At 57.0% G+C, this 14,274-nt stretch carries 11 protein-coding genes; 10 read left to right on the top strand and 1 reads right to left on the bottom strand.

Features of this window, described 5'->3' with window-relative positions; genetic code table 11:
* The first annotated feature begins 32 nt into the window (after nt 1–32).
* The 6 genes from msbA (at nt 33) to IV493_RS11555 (ending at nt 6,057) form a co-directional block, all read left to right on the top strand.
* Nucleotides 33–1,781 (top strand): lipid A ABC transporter ATP-binding protein/permease MsbA, encoded by a 1,749-nt coding sequence (gene msbA, locus IV493_RS11580; RefSeq protein WP_013357318.1) that lies wholly within the window; start codon nt 33–35, stop codon nt 1,779–1,781.
* The gene (gene lpxK, locus IV493_RS11575; RefSeq protein ID WP_195857166.1) at nt 1,778–2,764 is read left to right on the top strand and encodes a tetraacyldisaccharide 4'-kinase; all 987 of its coding nucleotides are present in this window, start codon (nt 1,778–1,780) and stop codon (nt 2,762–2,764) included. Before msbA ends, lpxK begins: the two co-directional genes overlap by 4 nt.
* 39 nt (nt 2,765–2,803) lie before the next feature.
* Nucleotides 2,804–4,018 (top strand): winged helix-turn-helix domain-containing protein, encoded by a 1,215-nt coding sequence (locus IV493_RS11570; protein ID WP_195857165.1) that lies wholly within the window; start codon nt 2,804–2,806, stop codon nt 4,016–4,018.
* Nucleotides 4,019–4,123: 105 nt separating this feature from the next.
* Nucleotides 4,124–4,306 (top strand): Trm112 family protein, encoded by a 183-nt coding sequence (locus IV493_RS11565; protein ID WP_003849374.1) that lies wholly within the window; start codon nt 4,124–4,126, stop codon nt 4,304–4,306.
* Nucleotides 4,303–5,052 carry a 3-deoxy-manno-octulosonate cytidylyltransferase gene (kdsB, locus tag IV493_RS11560; RefSeq protein ID WP_195857164.1) on the top strand — a complete coding sequence of 250 codons (750 nt, stop codon included), beginning with the start codon at nt 4,303–4,305 and terminating at the stop codon, nt 5,050–5,052. The genes IV493_RS11565 and kdsB overlap by 4 nt, the downstream gene beginning before the upstream one ends.
* Nucleotides 5,053–5,163: 111 nt before the next feature.
* Nucleotides 5,164–6,057 carry a phosphotransferase gene (locus tag IV493_RS11555; RefSeq protein WP_195857163.1) on the top strand — a complete coding sequence of 298 codons (894 nt, stop codon included), beginning with the start codon at nt 5,164–5,166 and terminating at the stop codon, nt 6,055–6,057.
* Here the strand turns inward: IV493_RS11555 and elyC are convergent.
* The gene (elyC, locus tag IV493_RS11550; protein WP_095707440.1) at nt 6,037–6,822 is read right to left on the bottom strand and encodes an envelope biogenesis factor ElyC; all 786 of its coding nucleotides are present in this window, start codon (nt 6,820–6,822) and stop codon (nt 6,037–6,039) included. The two genes, IV493_RS11555 and elyC, sit on opposite strands and share 21 nt — an antisense overlap.
* A 125-nt stretch (nt 6,823–6,947) precedes the next feature.
* Between elyC and cmoM the strand changes: the two genes are divergently transcribed.
* The 4 genes from cmoM to mukB are packed head-to-tail and all read left to right on the top strand — an operon-like array spanning nt 6,948 to nt 14,242.
* On the top strand, nt 6,948–7,733 hold the full coding sequence (gene cmoM / locus IV493_RS11545) for a tRNA uridine 5-oxyacetic acid(34) methyltransferase CmoM (protein ID WP_013357324.1): 786 nt from the start codon (nt 6,948–6,950) through the stop codon (nt 7,731–7,733).
* Complete coding sequence (mukF, locus tag IV493_RS11540) at nt 7,730–9,052, top strand: chromosome partition protein MukF (protein WP_013357325.1); 1,323 nt, start codon at nt 7,730–7,732, stop codon at nt 9,050–9,052. The genes cmoM and mukF overlap by 4 nt, the downstream gene beginning before the upstream one ends.
* A complete protein-coding gene (gene mukE, locus IV493_RS11535; RefSeq protein ID WP_013357326.1) occupies nt 9,033–9,758 on the top strand; it encodes a chromosome partition protein MukE in 726 nt (241 codons plus the stop codon). Before mukF ends, mukE begins: the two co-directional genes overlap by 20 nt.
* On the top strand, nt 9,755–14,242 hold the full coding sequence (mukB, locus tag IV493_RS11530; RefSeq protein WP_195857162.1) for a chromosome partition protein MukB: 4,488 nt from the start codon (nt 9,755–9,757) through the stop codon (nt 14,240–14,242). The genes mukE and mukB overlap by 4 nt, the downstream gene beginning before the upstream one ends.
* The last annotated feature ends 32 nt before the right edge of the window (nt 14,243–14,274 follow it).

The raw sequence follows: 14,274 nt of genomic DNA, 5'->3' as shown, positions 1-14,274 counted from the left end.
TGGCCGGCTATTTCCAACAGCGTGAATAAATAATGCATCAAGATAAAGATCTCTCTACGTGGCAGACGTTTCGCCGACTCTGGCCGATGATCGCGCCTAACAAAGCGGGATTAATCGTGGCCTCTGTTGCCCTGATTATTAATGCTGCGGGCGACGCCTTAATGCTCTCCCTGTTGAAACCGTTACTGGATGATGGCTTTGGTAAAGCTGACAGGTCAGTAATGCTTTGGATGCCATTAGTCGTTATTGGCCTGATGCTGGTTCGCGGAGTCACCAGTTATATCTCCAGCTACTGCATCTCCTGGGTCTCTGGCAATGTCGTGATGAATATCCGTCGTCGCCTGTTCAGCCATATGATGGGCATGCCGGTTTCATTTTTTGACCAGCAGTCAACCGGTACCCTGCTGTCGCGCATTACCTACGATTCGGAGCAGGTTGCTTCTTCATCTTCGGGCGCACTGGTCACTGTCGTGCGTGAAGGTGCCTCGATTATTGGCCTGTTCATCATGATGTTCTACTACAGCTGGCAGCTGTCGTTAATCCTGATTGTCCTGGCGCCTGTCGTCTCATTTGCCATCCGTACCGTATCCAAGCGCTTCCGTTCGATCAGCAAAAGTATGCAGAACACCATGGGGCAGGTGACAACCAGCGCCGAACAGATGCTGAAGGGGCACAAAGAAGTGCTGATCTTTGGCGGTCAGGAAATTGAGTCGGAGCGTTTTTCCCGCGTCAGTAACCGTATGCGCCAGCAGGGTATGAAACTGGTCTCAGCCTCTTCCATTTCTGATCCGATTATTCAGCTGATCGCGTCGCTGGCACTGGCTTTTGTCCTTTATGCTGCCAGCTTCCCAAGCGTAATGGATACGCTGACAGCCGGTACGATCACCGTCGTCTTCTCCTCGATGATTGCCCTGATGCGTCCGCTCAAGTCTCTGACCAACGTCAATGCCCAGTTCCAGCGTGGCATGGCGGCCTGTCAGACGCTGTTCTCTATTCTGGATAGCGAGCAGGAAGTGGACAATGGCACGCGCGAAATCACCCGTGCTAAAGGGGATATCGAATTCCGGGATGTAACCTTTACCTATCCAGGTCGTGAAATTCCGGCACTGCGTAATATCAATCTGTCGCTGCCGGCAGGAAAAACGGTTGCGCTGGTGGGCCGTTCAGGTTCCGGTAAGTCTACGATGGCGAGCCTGCTGACCCGCTTTTACGACATTCAACAGGGTGAAATTCTGCTGGATGGTCATGATCTGCGTGAGTACAGCCTGCGTGCGCTGCGTAATCAGGTGGCGCTGGTGTCGCAGAATGTGCATCTTTTCAACGACACCATTGCTAATAACATCGCCTATGCCCGCAGTGAGCAATATAGCCGTGCAGAGATCGAGCAGGCGGCCACCATGGCGCATGCAATGGACTTTATCAATAAAATGGATAAAGGCCTGGATACGGTGATTGGCGAGAATGGCGTGCTGTTATCTGGCGGTCAGCGTCAGCGTATCGCCATTGCCCGTGCGTTGCTGCGTGATTGTCCGATTCTGATCCTGGATGAAGCGACTTCTGCGCTGGATACCGAGTCAGAACGCGCCATTCAGTCGGCACTGGATGAGTTGCAGAAGAACCGTACCTCGCTGGTAATTGCGCACCGCCTCTCTACCATTGAGAAAGCCGATGAAATCGTGGTGATCGAAGATGGTCAGATTGTTGAACGCGGAACGCATCAGGTGCTGTTAGCAGAACGCGGCGCCTATGCACAGCTGCATAAGATGCAATTCGGCCAATGATTGAACGTATCTGGAGTGGTCGCTCCCCGTTATGGATTCTGTTATGGCCATTCAGCCTGCTGTATGGTGCGATCACGGCCCTGATACGTTTCAGTTACAGGCGCGGCTGGCGTAAAAGCTGGCGTGCGCCTCTGCCTGTCGTGGTGGTGGGTAATCTCACTGCTGGTGGCAATGGAAAGACGCCGGTCGTGATCTGGCTGGTTGAGGCATTGCAGCAACGTGGCCTGCGCGCTGGCGTCGTCTCCAGAGGATATGGCGGCAAGGCGGATCACTATCCCTTGCTGGTCTCGGCGCAGACCCCCACACAACAGGCCGGTGATGAACCAGTACTGATCGCCCAGCGCACCGGAGCGCCGGTTGCGGTTGCGCCCAAACGGCGACAGGCGATTGAGGCGTTACTGAAGCAGGGGCCGCTGGATGTGATTATCACTGACGACGGCCTGCAACATTATGCGCTGCAGCGCGATCGCGAGATCGTGGTGGTGGATGGTGTTCGTCGCTTTGGCAATGGCTGGTGGTTGCCTGCCGGTCCGATGCGTGAACGTGCCGATCGTCTCCACCAGGTCGATGCCGTCATCATTAATGGCGGTGAGGCCCTGGGTGACGAGATTGCGATGCAACTTCAGCCCGGACTCGCCACCAATCTGCTGACCGGGGAAACCCGCGCACCTGAGCAACTGGGTGCCGTGGTTGCCATGGCCGGTATTGGCCATCCTCCGCGTTTTTTCACCACGCTTAAACAGCAGGGCATAACGCCAGTCGCAGAGATCGCCTTTGCTGACCATCATGCCTACAGTGAGGATGAGCTGACACGATTATTACAGCCGGGTCAGCAGCTACTGATGACTGAAAAGGACGCAGTGAAATGCCGTCACTTTGCCCAGCCTGACTGGTGGTATCTGCCGGTTGATGCCCATTTATCCGGTAAAGCCGTAACGCCGTTACTGGACGACATTGAACAATGCTGCCGTCGCCCGCTCTGATACCTGCACCCATTCAGGTGAAGCCTGATAAGGAAGAGGATGAACACCCCGCATTCACTTTCGTTACAGCAAGCACGTCACCTTCATCTCGCCGCGCAGGGCCTGCTGCGCCCTCCGGCAAAACGCGCTGTTTATCAGGATCTGATTAACTGCATCTCCCGCATGTCACTGCTACAAATCGATACCATCCATGTGGTGGCCCGCAGTCCATATCTGGTGCTGTTCAGTCGCCTGGGAAACTACCCTCAGGCATGGCTGGAACAGGCGCTTGCCCAGGGCGATCTCTTTGAGTACTGGGCGCACGAAGCCTGCTTTATTCCCCGCGCCGATTACAGACTGCTTCGTCATCGCATGCTGTCGCCTGAACGCCTTGGCTGGAAATACAACGCGCAGTGGGTTGCTGACCACCAGCAGGCGATTACCGAATTACTGCAGCTGATTCAGGAAAACGGTCCGGTGCGCGCCGCCGATTTCACCCATGCCGATGATCCAAAGTCGGGATGGTGGGCATGGAAACCACACAAACGCCATCTGGAAAATCTCTTCAGCGCCGGTGAGCTGATGGTCGCGGAACGCCGTAACTTTCAGCGCGTCTACGATCTGCGCAGTCGCGTCATGCCCGACTGGCAGGATGCGGTGCATGGCATCAGCGAAGCAGAGGCCACCCGACAGATGCTGATGAACAGCGCCCGTAGCTTAGGGATTTTCCGCGCGGCCTGGCTGCCGGACTACTATCGCCTTAAACGGGCACCCCTGAACGATTTTATCTCTGATGCCCAGGCTGGGGGCGATCTGGTTGCTGTCAATACAGAGGGGCTGGGTGAGATGTGGCTGCATCGTGACTACTTACCGTTGCTGGAGACGCCGCTGCAGGCAACGCGCAGCGCGCTGCTGTCACCGTTTGATCCGGTGGTCTGGGATCGCAAACGTGCGCTGGAGCTGTTCAGCTTTGACTATCGTATCGAGTGTTACACCCCCGAGGAGAAGCGCAAGTTTGGCTATTTCGTTTTGCCCATCCTTCATCGTGGGCAGATAAAAGGGCGGCTCGATGCCCGCATGCTGCGTCAGGCCAAACAGCTGGAGATTAAAAAACTCTGGCTGGAAGAAACGACCCGCGTCACGGCGCGCTTTGTGGTGGATATCCGGCGTGCGATTGAACGCTTCGCAGCCTGGCAGGGAGCAGAAAGCGTCTCAATTCTGCAGGTACCTGATGCACTCAAAGACCACTGGCCAGCCCGGTGGCAGCTGAATTAATCAATTTTGCGGCAGCCGCTGCGGGAAGGTGTTTTACCCCATCCCGCCTGCGCCGCGCTATGGTATGCTTGATGCCTTAAGCATTCGGTTCCTGATGGAGGACATATGGATCATCGTTTACTCGAAATCGTTGCCTGCCCGGTGTGCAATGGCAAACTTTACTTCAACAATGCGCAGCAGGAGCTGATCTGCAAGCCTGATGGCCTGGCTTTCCCGGTTCGTGACGGTATTCCGGTGCTGCTGGAAACCGAAGCCCGCACGCTGTCAGTGGAAGAGATTCATCCATGAGTTTCACTGCCATCATTCCTGCGCGCTATGCGTCAACCCGCTTACCCGGCAAGCCGCTGCTCGATATTCACGGTAAACCGATGGTCGTGCATGTGATGGAGCGCGCCCGTGAATCGGGTGCCAGCCGGGTCATTGTTGCCACCGACCATCCCGATGTGGCTCAGGCAGTGGAAGCGGCAGGCGGTGAAGTCTGCATGACGCGCGCCGATCACCAGTCCGGCACGGAGCGGCTGGCGGAAGTGATCGAAAAATATCAGTTTGCTGATGACGAAATCATCGTCAACGTGCAGGGTGATGAGCCGATGATCCCGGCAGAGATTGTGCGCCAGGTGGCGACCAATCTGGCGGGCTCAGCGGCCGGGATGGCAACGCTGGCGGTGCCAATCACCGATGTGGAAGAAGCCTTCAATCCGAACGCGGTGAAGGTGGTCATGGATGCGAATGGCTATGCGCTCTATTTCTCACGGGCCACCATTCCCTGGGATCGTGAACGCTATGCTGCCTCACGTGAGCAGATTGGCGATACGCTTCTGCGACACATTGGCATCTATGCCTACCGTGCCGGTTTTATTCGCCGCTATGTTGCCTGGGCGCCTTGTCCTCTTGAACAGATTGAGCTGCTCGAGCAACTGCGTGTCTTATGGTACGGCGAAAAAATTCATGTCGCCGTAGCAAAAACCATTCCCAGCGTGGGTGTAGATACGCTAGACGATTTGCAACGCGTCCGCGATGCCATGCAGGCCTGATACACGGGGAGTCAGTCTCCCCGTTTCAGCGCAACGTTATTGATCCGCCGCTAAACTTATCTCCAGTACTTCCTTCAGGATATTGTGATACTCATCTGAGGAGGATGCCGCATGGAACAGCTTAAATCGGAACTCACGCTGGCGCTGGGTGAAACCATCAGCCGCCTCGAATTAATCAGTGAACATCCGCCCACCCGACTCTATGCCCTGTACGATCGGCAGGGGCACCCCATGCCGATGGTGGCAAAATATTTTCGTCATCAGGGGCGGGCAGCGCTGGAAGCCAGAAAGCTGTCATTACTGGGGCAGGCCGGATTGATCCCTGTGCCAGCCGTCTATGGTCTGGTGCTGAGCCAGCAGCCTCCGGTGCATGAAATGCTTCTGATGGCGCGACTGAATGGCGTGACGGCGGAGGCGCCTGCGCGGGATGCTCAGCGCTGGCAACAGTTTTGCGAGCAGGCAGTCGAGGGGCTGCTGGCCTGGCACCGGCTCGACAGCCACGGCCTGGTCGGAACGGTAGACAGCACCCAGCAGAATCACTGGCCGGCCTGGTATGCACAACGGGTTGAAGTATTGTGGTCGACCCTGAGCTATCTGCGCCCACCTGCCTTCACGCTGGAAGATCGTCAGATTCTGTTCCGCTGCCGGTCGCGTCTGGCACATCTTTTTCGCGACTTCGATGATCCCTGTGTGATGCTTCACGGCAACGTGCGGCTGCAGAGCATGCTGAAAAACAGCCGTAGCGACCAGTTAGTCGCGATGACACAGCCGGGCACGATTCTCTGGGCGCCCCGTGAATATGACCTGATCCATCTGGATACCTCACCCGCCGAGACAGCGCTGCTGCACGACTACCTGCAACGGGCACCCGTCTCTGAGGGCTTTGTCTGGCGCCGATGGGTTTATCAACTGTGGGACTGCATCGAGCATCTTGTGCAGACCGGCACGTTTAATCGTCCGCGTTTTGACCATGCCTGCACGCAACTACTCCCCTGGCTCGGCTGAGCCAGGTTCCTCACCTTTAAGCCGCTGCAGTAACGTGCCCAGCGTCTCATACACTGCCCGTTCGCTGTGACTCAGCCAGATTGATGACGGTATCGCCCGTTCCCAGCCATTCAGCGGCGAGGTAATCGCCAGCTGATTAGCAGGCGCAGCAATCGGCTTCAGACCGACCGCGTGGAAAAAGCGTATCGCCCGCGGCATATGATTCGCTGAGGTGACCAGCAGCATCGGGCGATCGCCGACTACCGTTTTGACCGCCTGCGCTTCATCCGCAGTATCACGAGGCTGGTCCAGAATCTGAATATGTTCGCGCGGCACGCCCAGACTTTCTGCTACCTGAGCGGCTACCCAGGCGCTGCTCTTCGGATTGGTGCCACCGGCAGCGCCGGTAAAAATCAGGGTCGACTGTGGATTGCGTTGCCATTGACGAATACCTTCTGCCACGCGTGGCAGACTGTTATTCAGCAGGTTCGAGCTGGGTGCCCAGGCCGGATTGAAGGTATAGCCTCCGCCCAGCACCACAATGTAGTCCACCTTCTCTGCGCCGTTCCAGGTCGGATAACGGTTATCCAGCGGCAAAAGCAGCCGATCGGCCAGCGGTTGCAGGCTCAGCAGCAGCAGTAACAGCCAGCTGACGGAGATCACGGTTTTGCCGCTTTTTTGCCAGTCAGTAAACCAAAGCAGTAAAATGCCCAGCGCCATCAGCAAAAGCAGAAACGGCAAGGGTAAAAGCAGCCCGCCAATCACTTTTTTCAGGGTAAATAACATCGAAAACGCGTCCTGTTGTCCGAAAATAGAGCACCCGGAAGGGAAGATGGGGATGAAAGGTTCATTCTTCTGGTGCCTGTGACAAAATAGCACAAGTCTCACCGCAGCATACCGGAGCGCATGCCATGCAGGATCGTAACTTTGACGATCTCGCGGATAAATTTTCGCAAAATATTTACGGCACCACTAAAGGGAAGATACGCCAGGCCATCCTCCGGGATGAGCTGGAGAAGATAGTACCCGGGCTGTCGCCCCATCCGCTGTCAGTACTGGATGCCGGCGGCGGTGTCGGCCAGGTCTCCAGCGGACTTGCTGCCCAGGGCCATCAGGTTCTGCTGTGCGACCTCTCTGCTGAGATGCTGCGTCGGGCCGCCGAAAATGCGGCGGCGCAAGGTGTGAGCCACAACATGCAATTCAGACAAATTAGCGCCCAGCAGGTGGGCGAACATTTGGATAAGCCGGTGGATCTGGTATTGTTCCACGCTGTGCTTGAGTGGGTCGCTGAACCGGAGAAGGTGCTCAAAGCGCTGTTCGATCTGCTGCGTCCGGGGGGCGTCATGTCGCTGATGTTTTACAATCTGCACGGCCTGACATTGCGCACCTTAACGCTGGGTAACTTCGGCTATCTGCGCACCAACCTGACTAAACGCAAAAAGCGAACCCTGTCGCCTGACTATCCGCGCGACCCCGAGCAGGTCTATCGCTGGCTGGAGGCGTGTGGCTTTGTGATTGAGCAGCGTGCCGGGATCCGGGTATTCAGTGACTACATGAAACCGCCGAAGGGCGAGCCAAAAAGCGACGACGAAATTATTGAGATGGAGCGGCGTTATTGCCGTCAGGAACCCTTTTTAAGCTTAGGGCGCTACATCCATGTGACCGCGCGTAAACCGGGGCAGAAGGACGAATTATGAGTGAATTTTCCCAGACGGTACCTGAACTGGTATCCTGGGCGCGCAAAAATGACTTTTCCCTTGCGCTGCCAGTGGAACGTCTGGCCTTTTTGCTGGCTATCGCCACCCTCAACGGTGAGCGGATGGATGGCGAAATGAGCGAAGGCGATCTGATTGACGCTTTCCGCCATGTCAGTAAAGCCTTTGAACAAACCCATGAAACCGTGTTGGTTCGTGCCAACAACGCCATCAACGACATGGTGCGTCAGCGCCTGCTCAACCGCTTTACCAGTGAACTCACCGAAGGCAATGCTATCTATCGCCTGACGCCGCTGGCGATCGGCATCACCGACTACTACATCCGTCAGCGTGAGTTTTCAACGCTGCGTCTGTCGATGCAGCTGTCGATTGTGGCCAGCGAGCTCAAGCGGGCAGCCGATGCCGCGCAGGAAAACGGCGATGAGTTTCACTGGCATCGCAATGTTTTCGCGCCGCTGAAATATTCGGTGGCGGAGATCTTCGACAGCATCGATATGACCCAGCGTCTTATGGATGAACAGCAGCAGGCGGTGAAAAACGATATCGCTGAACTGCTGAATAAAGACTGGCGCGCGGCGATCTCCAGCTGTGAAATGCTGCTCTCTGAAACCTCCGGGACGCTGCGTGAACTGCAGGATACGCTGGAAGCGGCGGGCGACAAACTTCAGGAAAACCTGCTGCGTATTCAGGATGCCACGCTGGACAGCCCGGACCTGGGCTTCGTCGATAAACTGGTGTTTGACCTGCAAAGCAAGCTCGACCGTATTACCAGCTGGGGCCAGCAGGCGATCGACCTGTGGATCGGCTATGACCGCCACGTCCATAAATTTATTCGTACCGCCATCGACATGGATAAAAACCGTGTCTTTGCCCAGCGTCTGCGGGTATCGGTACAGAATTACTTCGACGCGCCCTGGGCGCTGACCTACGCCAATGCCGACCGCCTGTATGACATGCGCGATGAGGCGCTGACGCTGCGGAATGACGAAGTGATGGGCGAACTGCCGCCAGAGATGGAATACGAAGAGATTAACGAAATTCGCGAACAGCTGGCAGCGATGATTGAAGAAGCGCTGCAGGTCTACAAATCGCAACAAAAACCGCTCAACCTCGCGTCAGTGATGCGTGACTACCTGGCCCAGTATCCACGCGCTCGCCATTTCGACCTGGCGCGCATTGTAGTGGACCAGGCGGTACGCCTTGGCGTAGCGGAAGCTGATTTAGCCGGTTTGCCTGTGGAATGGCAAGCCATCAATGATTACGGAGCCAAGGTGCAGGCACATGTCATCGACAAATATTGAACAAGTGATGCCGGTTAAGCTGGCACAGGCACTGGCCAACCCGATTTTTCCCGCGCTGGACAGCCAGTTACGCGCCGGACGCCATATCGGAATTGAAGAGCTGGATAACCACGCTTTTCTGATGGACTACCAGTCATTTCTCGAAGAGTTTTACACCCGCTATAACGTTGAGTTAATTCGTGCGCCGGAAGGCTTTTTCTATCTGCGTCCGCGTTCGACCACGCTGATTCCGCGTTCCGTGCTCTCTGAGCTGGACATGATGGTCGGGAAGATTCTCTGCTACCTCTATCTCAGCCCGGAACGCCTGGCGAATGAGGGGATCTTCACCCAGCAGGAGCTCTATGACGAACTGCTCTCGCTGGCCGACGAGAACCGTCTGCTGAAGCTGGTTAACCAGCGTTCAACCGGTTCAGACCTGGATCGCACCAAACTGCAGGAGAAAGTGCGCGCCTCTCTGAGCCGCCTGCGCCGTCTTGGCATGGTGTGGTTTTTCGGCAACGACAGCAGCAAATTCCGTATCACGGAATCGGTGTTTCGCTTTGGTGCCGACGTGCGCGGCGGTGATGATGCCCGTGAAGCGCAGCTTCGCCTGATTCGTGATGGCGAGGCCATGCTACTGGAAAATGCGACTGCACCGATCGACACCGATGAAAGTGAAGGTCAGGAAGGCGACGCGAGTGAGAACGCAGAGGAAGAACAGGCATGATTGAGCGCGGAAAGTTTCGTTCGCTTACGCTGATCAACTGGAACGGCTTTTTTGCCCGTACCTTTGATCTTGATGAATTAGTGACCACGCTGTCAGGCGGTAACGGCGCGGGTAAGTCCACCACCATGGCGGCGTTTGTCACCGCACTGATCCCCGATTTAACGCTGCTGCACTTCCGTAACACCACCGAAGCGGGCGCCACGTCGGGATCCCGTGACAAAGGTCTGCACGGTAAACTGCGGGCAGGTGTCTGCTACTCCATGCTGGATGTGGTGAACTCACGCCATCAGCGTGTGGTAGTCGGTGTACGTCTGCAGCAGGTCGCTGGACGCGATAAAAAGGTCGATATCAAGCCGTTCAGTATCCACGGTCTGCCCACCGATACCAACCCGACCGATATGCTGACGGAAGTGCTTAACAGCCGTCAGGCACGCGTCTTACCGCTGAACGAGGTAAAAGAGCGGGTTGAGGCACAGGAAGGCGTGCAGTTCCGCGCTTACAACTCGGTGACGGATTATCACGCCATGCTGTTTGATCTGGGCGTGGTGCCGCGTCGTCTGCGCTCTGCCAGCGATCGCAGCAAGTTCTATCGTCTGATTGAAGCCTCGCTCTATGGCGGTATCTCCAGTGCCATCACCCGATCGCTGCGTGATTACCTGCTGCCTGAAAACAGCGGCGTGCGTAAAGCGTTCCAGGATATGGAAGCTGCGCTGCGCGAGAATCGCATGACGCTGGAGGCGATCCGCGTTACCCAGTCTGATCGCGATCTCTTTAAGCACCTGATCTCAGAGGCGACCAGCTACGTGTCGGCTGACTACATGCGTCACGCCAACGAGCGCCGTGGACATCTCGACAGCGCATTACAGCTGCGCAATGAGCTGTTCAGCAGCCGTAAGCAACTTGCTACCGAGCAGTATCGTCATGTTGAGATGGCGCGCGAGCTGTCAGAGCACAGTGGCGCAGAGAACGATCTCGAAGTCGATTATCAGGCTGCCAGCGATCACCTGAATCTGGTGCAGACGGCGATGCGGCAGCAGGAGAAGATTGAGCGCTACGACGCCGATATCGAAGATCTGACGCTGCGTCTGGAAGAGCAGACCGAAGTGGTTGCCGAAGCGCGCGAAATTCAGGAAGAGAATGAAGCGCGTGCCGAAGCGGCTGAACTGGAAGTGGATGAGCTGAAAAGTCAGCTGGCCGATTTCCAGCAGGCACTCGACGTGCAGCAAACGCGCGCCATCCAGTATCAGCAGGCCCTGCAGGCGCTGGAACGCGCCCGTACGCTCTGCCAGTTGCCCGATCTGACCATCGATAACGCTGCAGAATGGCAGGAGAGTTTCCAGGCGAAAGAGGAGGAGGCGACAGAACGCCTGCTGCGCCTGGAGCAGAAGCTGAGCGTGGCCGAAGCCGCGCACAGTCAGTTTGAACAGGCGCTGGCGCTGGTGACCAGCATTGCTGGTGACGTGACCCGTCAGGATGCGTGGCAAACCGGCCGCGAACTGCTGCGTGATGCCAGCAATCAGCGTCATCACGCCGACCAGCTCTCGTCGCTGCGTCTGCGTCTCAATGAGCTGGAACAGCGTCTGCGCGAGCAGCATGAGGCGGAGCGTCTGCTGGCCGAGTTCTGCAAGCGTCAGGGGCAGCAGTACGAAGCCGATGCGCTGGCGGGCCTGCAGCAGGAGCTTGAAGCGCAGATCGAACAGCTGAACAGCAGCGTCTCGGACGCCGGTGAGCAGCGCATGATGATGCGTCAGGAGCTGGAACAGCTGCGCGAACGCATCACCAGCCTGACTGCCCGTGCGCCACACTGGCTGGCGGCGCAGGAGATCCTGACCCAGCTCAGTGAACAGACCGGCCAGGCGCTGAACAGCAGCCAGGACGTCACCGAATTTATGCAGCAACTGCTGGAGCGCGAGCGTGAAACCACCGTCGAGCGCGACGAAGTGGCGGCACGCAAACGTGATATCGAGCAGCAGATTGAGCGGCTCAGTCAGCCGGGCGGGGCGGAAGATGCGCGCCTGACTCAGCTGGCCGAACGCTTTGGCGGCGTATTACTGTCTGAGATTTATGATGATGTGACCCTCGATGATGCGCCGTACTTCTCGGCGCTCTATGGTCCGTCACGTCATGCAATCGTGGTGCCGGATCTCTCCCGCGTGCGTGAGATGCTGGATGGTCTGGAGGAGTGCCCGGAAGATCTCTACCTGATCGAGGGTGACCCGCAGTCATTCGATGACAGTGTCTTCAGCGTTGATGAGCTGCAGAATGCCGTCGTGGTGAAAGTGGCAGAGCGTCAGTGGCGCTACTCCCGCTTCCCGAAAATCCCGCTGTTTGGCCGCGCAGCGCGCGAAAATCAGCTGGAGCTGCTGCACCTTGAGCGCGACAAACTGGCTGAGCGTTACGCCACGTTATCGTTCGACGTGCAGAAAACGCAGCGTCTGCATCAGTCATTCAGCCGCTTTATCGGCACACATCTGGCCGTGGCCTTTGATGCCGACCCGGAAGCGCAGATCCGTCAGCTGGGCGCGCGCCGGGGTGAGCTTGAGCGGGCACTGAATCAGCATGAGAGCAATAATCAGCAGCAGCGTCAGCAGTATGAGCTGGCGAAAGAGGGCGTGTCGCAGTTAAACCGACTGCTGCCACGCGTCAACCTGCTGCTGGACGATACGTTGGGCGATCGCTGCGAAGAGATCCGTGAGCAGGTCGATGCGGCACAGGACGCGGCGCGCTTCCTGCATCAGCATGGCGCGAAGCTGGCGAAACTGGAACCGATCATCGCGGTATTGCAGAGCGATCCGGAACAGCACGAGCAGTTACAGGCGGATTATCAGCAGGCGCAGCAGCAGCAGCGCAACGCACGTCAGCAGGCCTTTGCGCTGACAGAAGTGGTGCAGCGTCGCGCTCACTTCAGCTACGACGACTCGGCCAGCATGCTCAACGGCAACAATGACCTCAGCGATAAGCTGCGTCAGCGTCTTGAGCAGGCTGAAGGTGAACGCAGTCGCAGCCGCGATCGCCTGCGTGAACATCAGGCGCAGCTGACGCAATACTCACAGGTGCTGGCTTCACTGAAAAGTGCTTACGACGCCAAGCGCGACATGCTCAAAGAGCTGCAGCAGGAGATGCAGGACATTGGCGTCACTGCTGACAGTAGCGCAGAAGAACGCGCGCGCGTTCGCCGCGATGAGCTCTACACTGCACTGAGCCACAACCGCGCTCGCCGTAATCAGCTGGAGAAACAGCTCACCTTCTGTGAAGCGGAGATGGATAACCTGCAGAAGCGCCTGCGTCAGCTGGAGCGTCAGTATCATCAGGTGCGTGAGCAGGTGGTCAGCGCGAAAGCGGGCTGGTGTACCGTCCTGCGTCTGGTGAAAGAGAATGGCGTTGAGCGTCGCCTGCATCGTCGTGAACTGGCTTACCTGAGCGGTGATGAGCTGCGCTCGATGTCGGATAAAGCGCTGGGTGCGCTGCGTCTGGCGGTGGCGGACAACGAACATCTGCGCGACGTACTGCGGCTGTCGGAAGATCCAAAACGTCCTGAACGTAAGATTCAGTTCTTTATTGCGGTCTATCAGCATCTGCGCGAGCGTATTCGTCAGGATATTATTCGTACCGACGATCCGGTCGAAGCGATTGAACAGATGGAAATCGAACTGAACCGTCTGACTGAAGAGCTGACCGCGCGTGAGCAGATGCTGGCGATCAGTTCACGCAGTGCGGCGAATATTATCCGTAAAACGATCCAGCGTGAACAGAACCGCATCCGCCAGCTCAACCAGGGGCTGCAGACCGTCAGCTTTGGTCAGGTGCGCAGCGTGCGGCTCAACGTGAACGTGCGTGAAACCCACGCTATGCTGCTGGATACGCTGTCAGAAGAGCATGAGCAGCATCAGGATCTGTTCAACAGCAACCGCCTGACCTTCTCTGAGGCACTGGCGAAACTCTACCAGCGTCTTAACCCGCATATCGACATGGGTCAGCGGACGCCGCAGACCATCGGTGAGGAGCTGCTCGACTACCGCAACTATCTGGAGATGGAAGTGGAAGTTAACCGGGGCTCCGATGGCTGGCTGCGTGCAGAAAGCGGTGCGCTCTCAACGGGTGAGGCGATCGGTACCGGTATGTCCATTCTGGTAATGGTGGTGCAGAGCTGGGAAGAGGAGTCCCGTCGTCTGCGCGGCAAAGATATTTCGCCATGCCGACTGCTGTTCCTTGATGAAGCGGCCCGTCTGGATGCCCGCTCCATCGCCACACTGTTTGAACTCTGTGAGCGACTGGAGATGCAGCTGGTGATTGCGGCACCGGAGAACATCAGCCCGGAGAAAGGCACGACCTACAAACTGGTACGTAAGGTGTTTAATAACACCGAGCATGTGCATGTGGTCGGGCTGCGTGGTTTTGCTGCCGATCCTTTACCAGTGCGTGCGGGAAGCGAAGCGGATGCGCTACCCGATCTGACTGCTGAAAAATCGCAGGCGGAAACGTAGTCAAAAACTGAACCATTGGTTAATCTGATAAC

It is taken from the genome of Pantoea sp. SM3640, from assembly GCF_015654165.1.
In the GTDB taxonomy this organism is placed as follows: domain Bacteria; phylum Pseudomonadota; class Gammaproteobacteria; order Enterobacterales; family Enterobacteriaceae; genus Pantoea; species Pantoea vagans.
The sequence above is the reverse complement of the archived record's forward strand: the minus strand, read 5'-3'. Positions and strand labels throughout refer to the sequence as shown.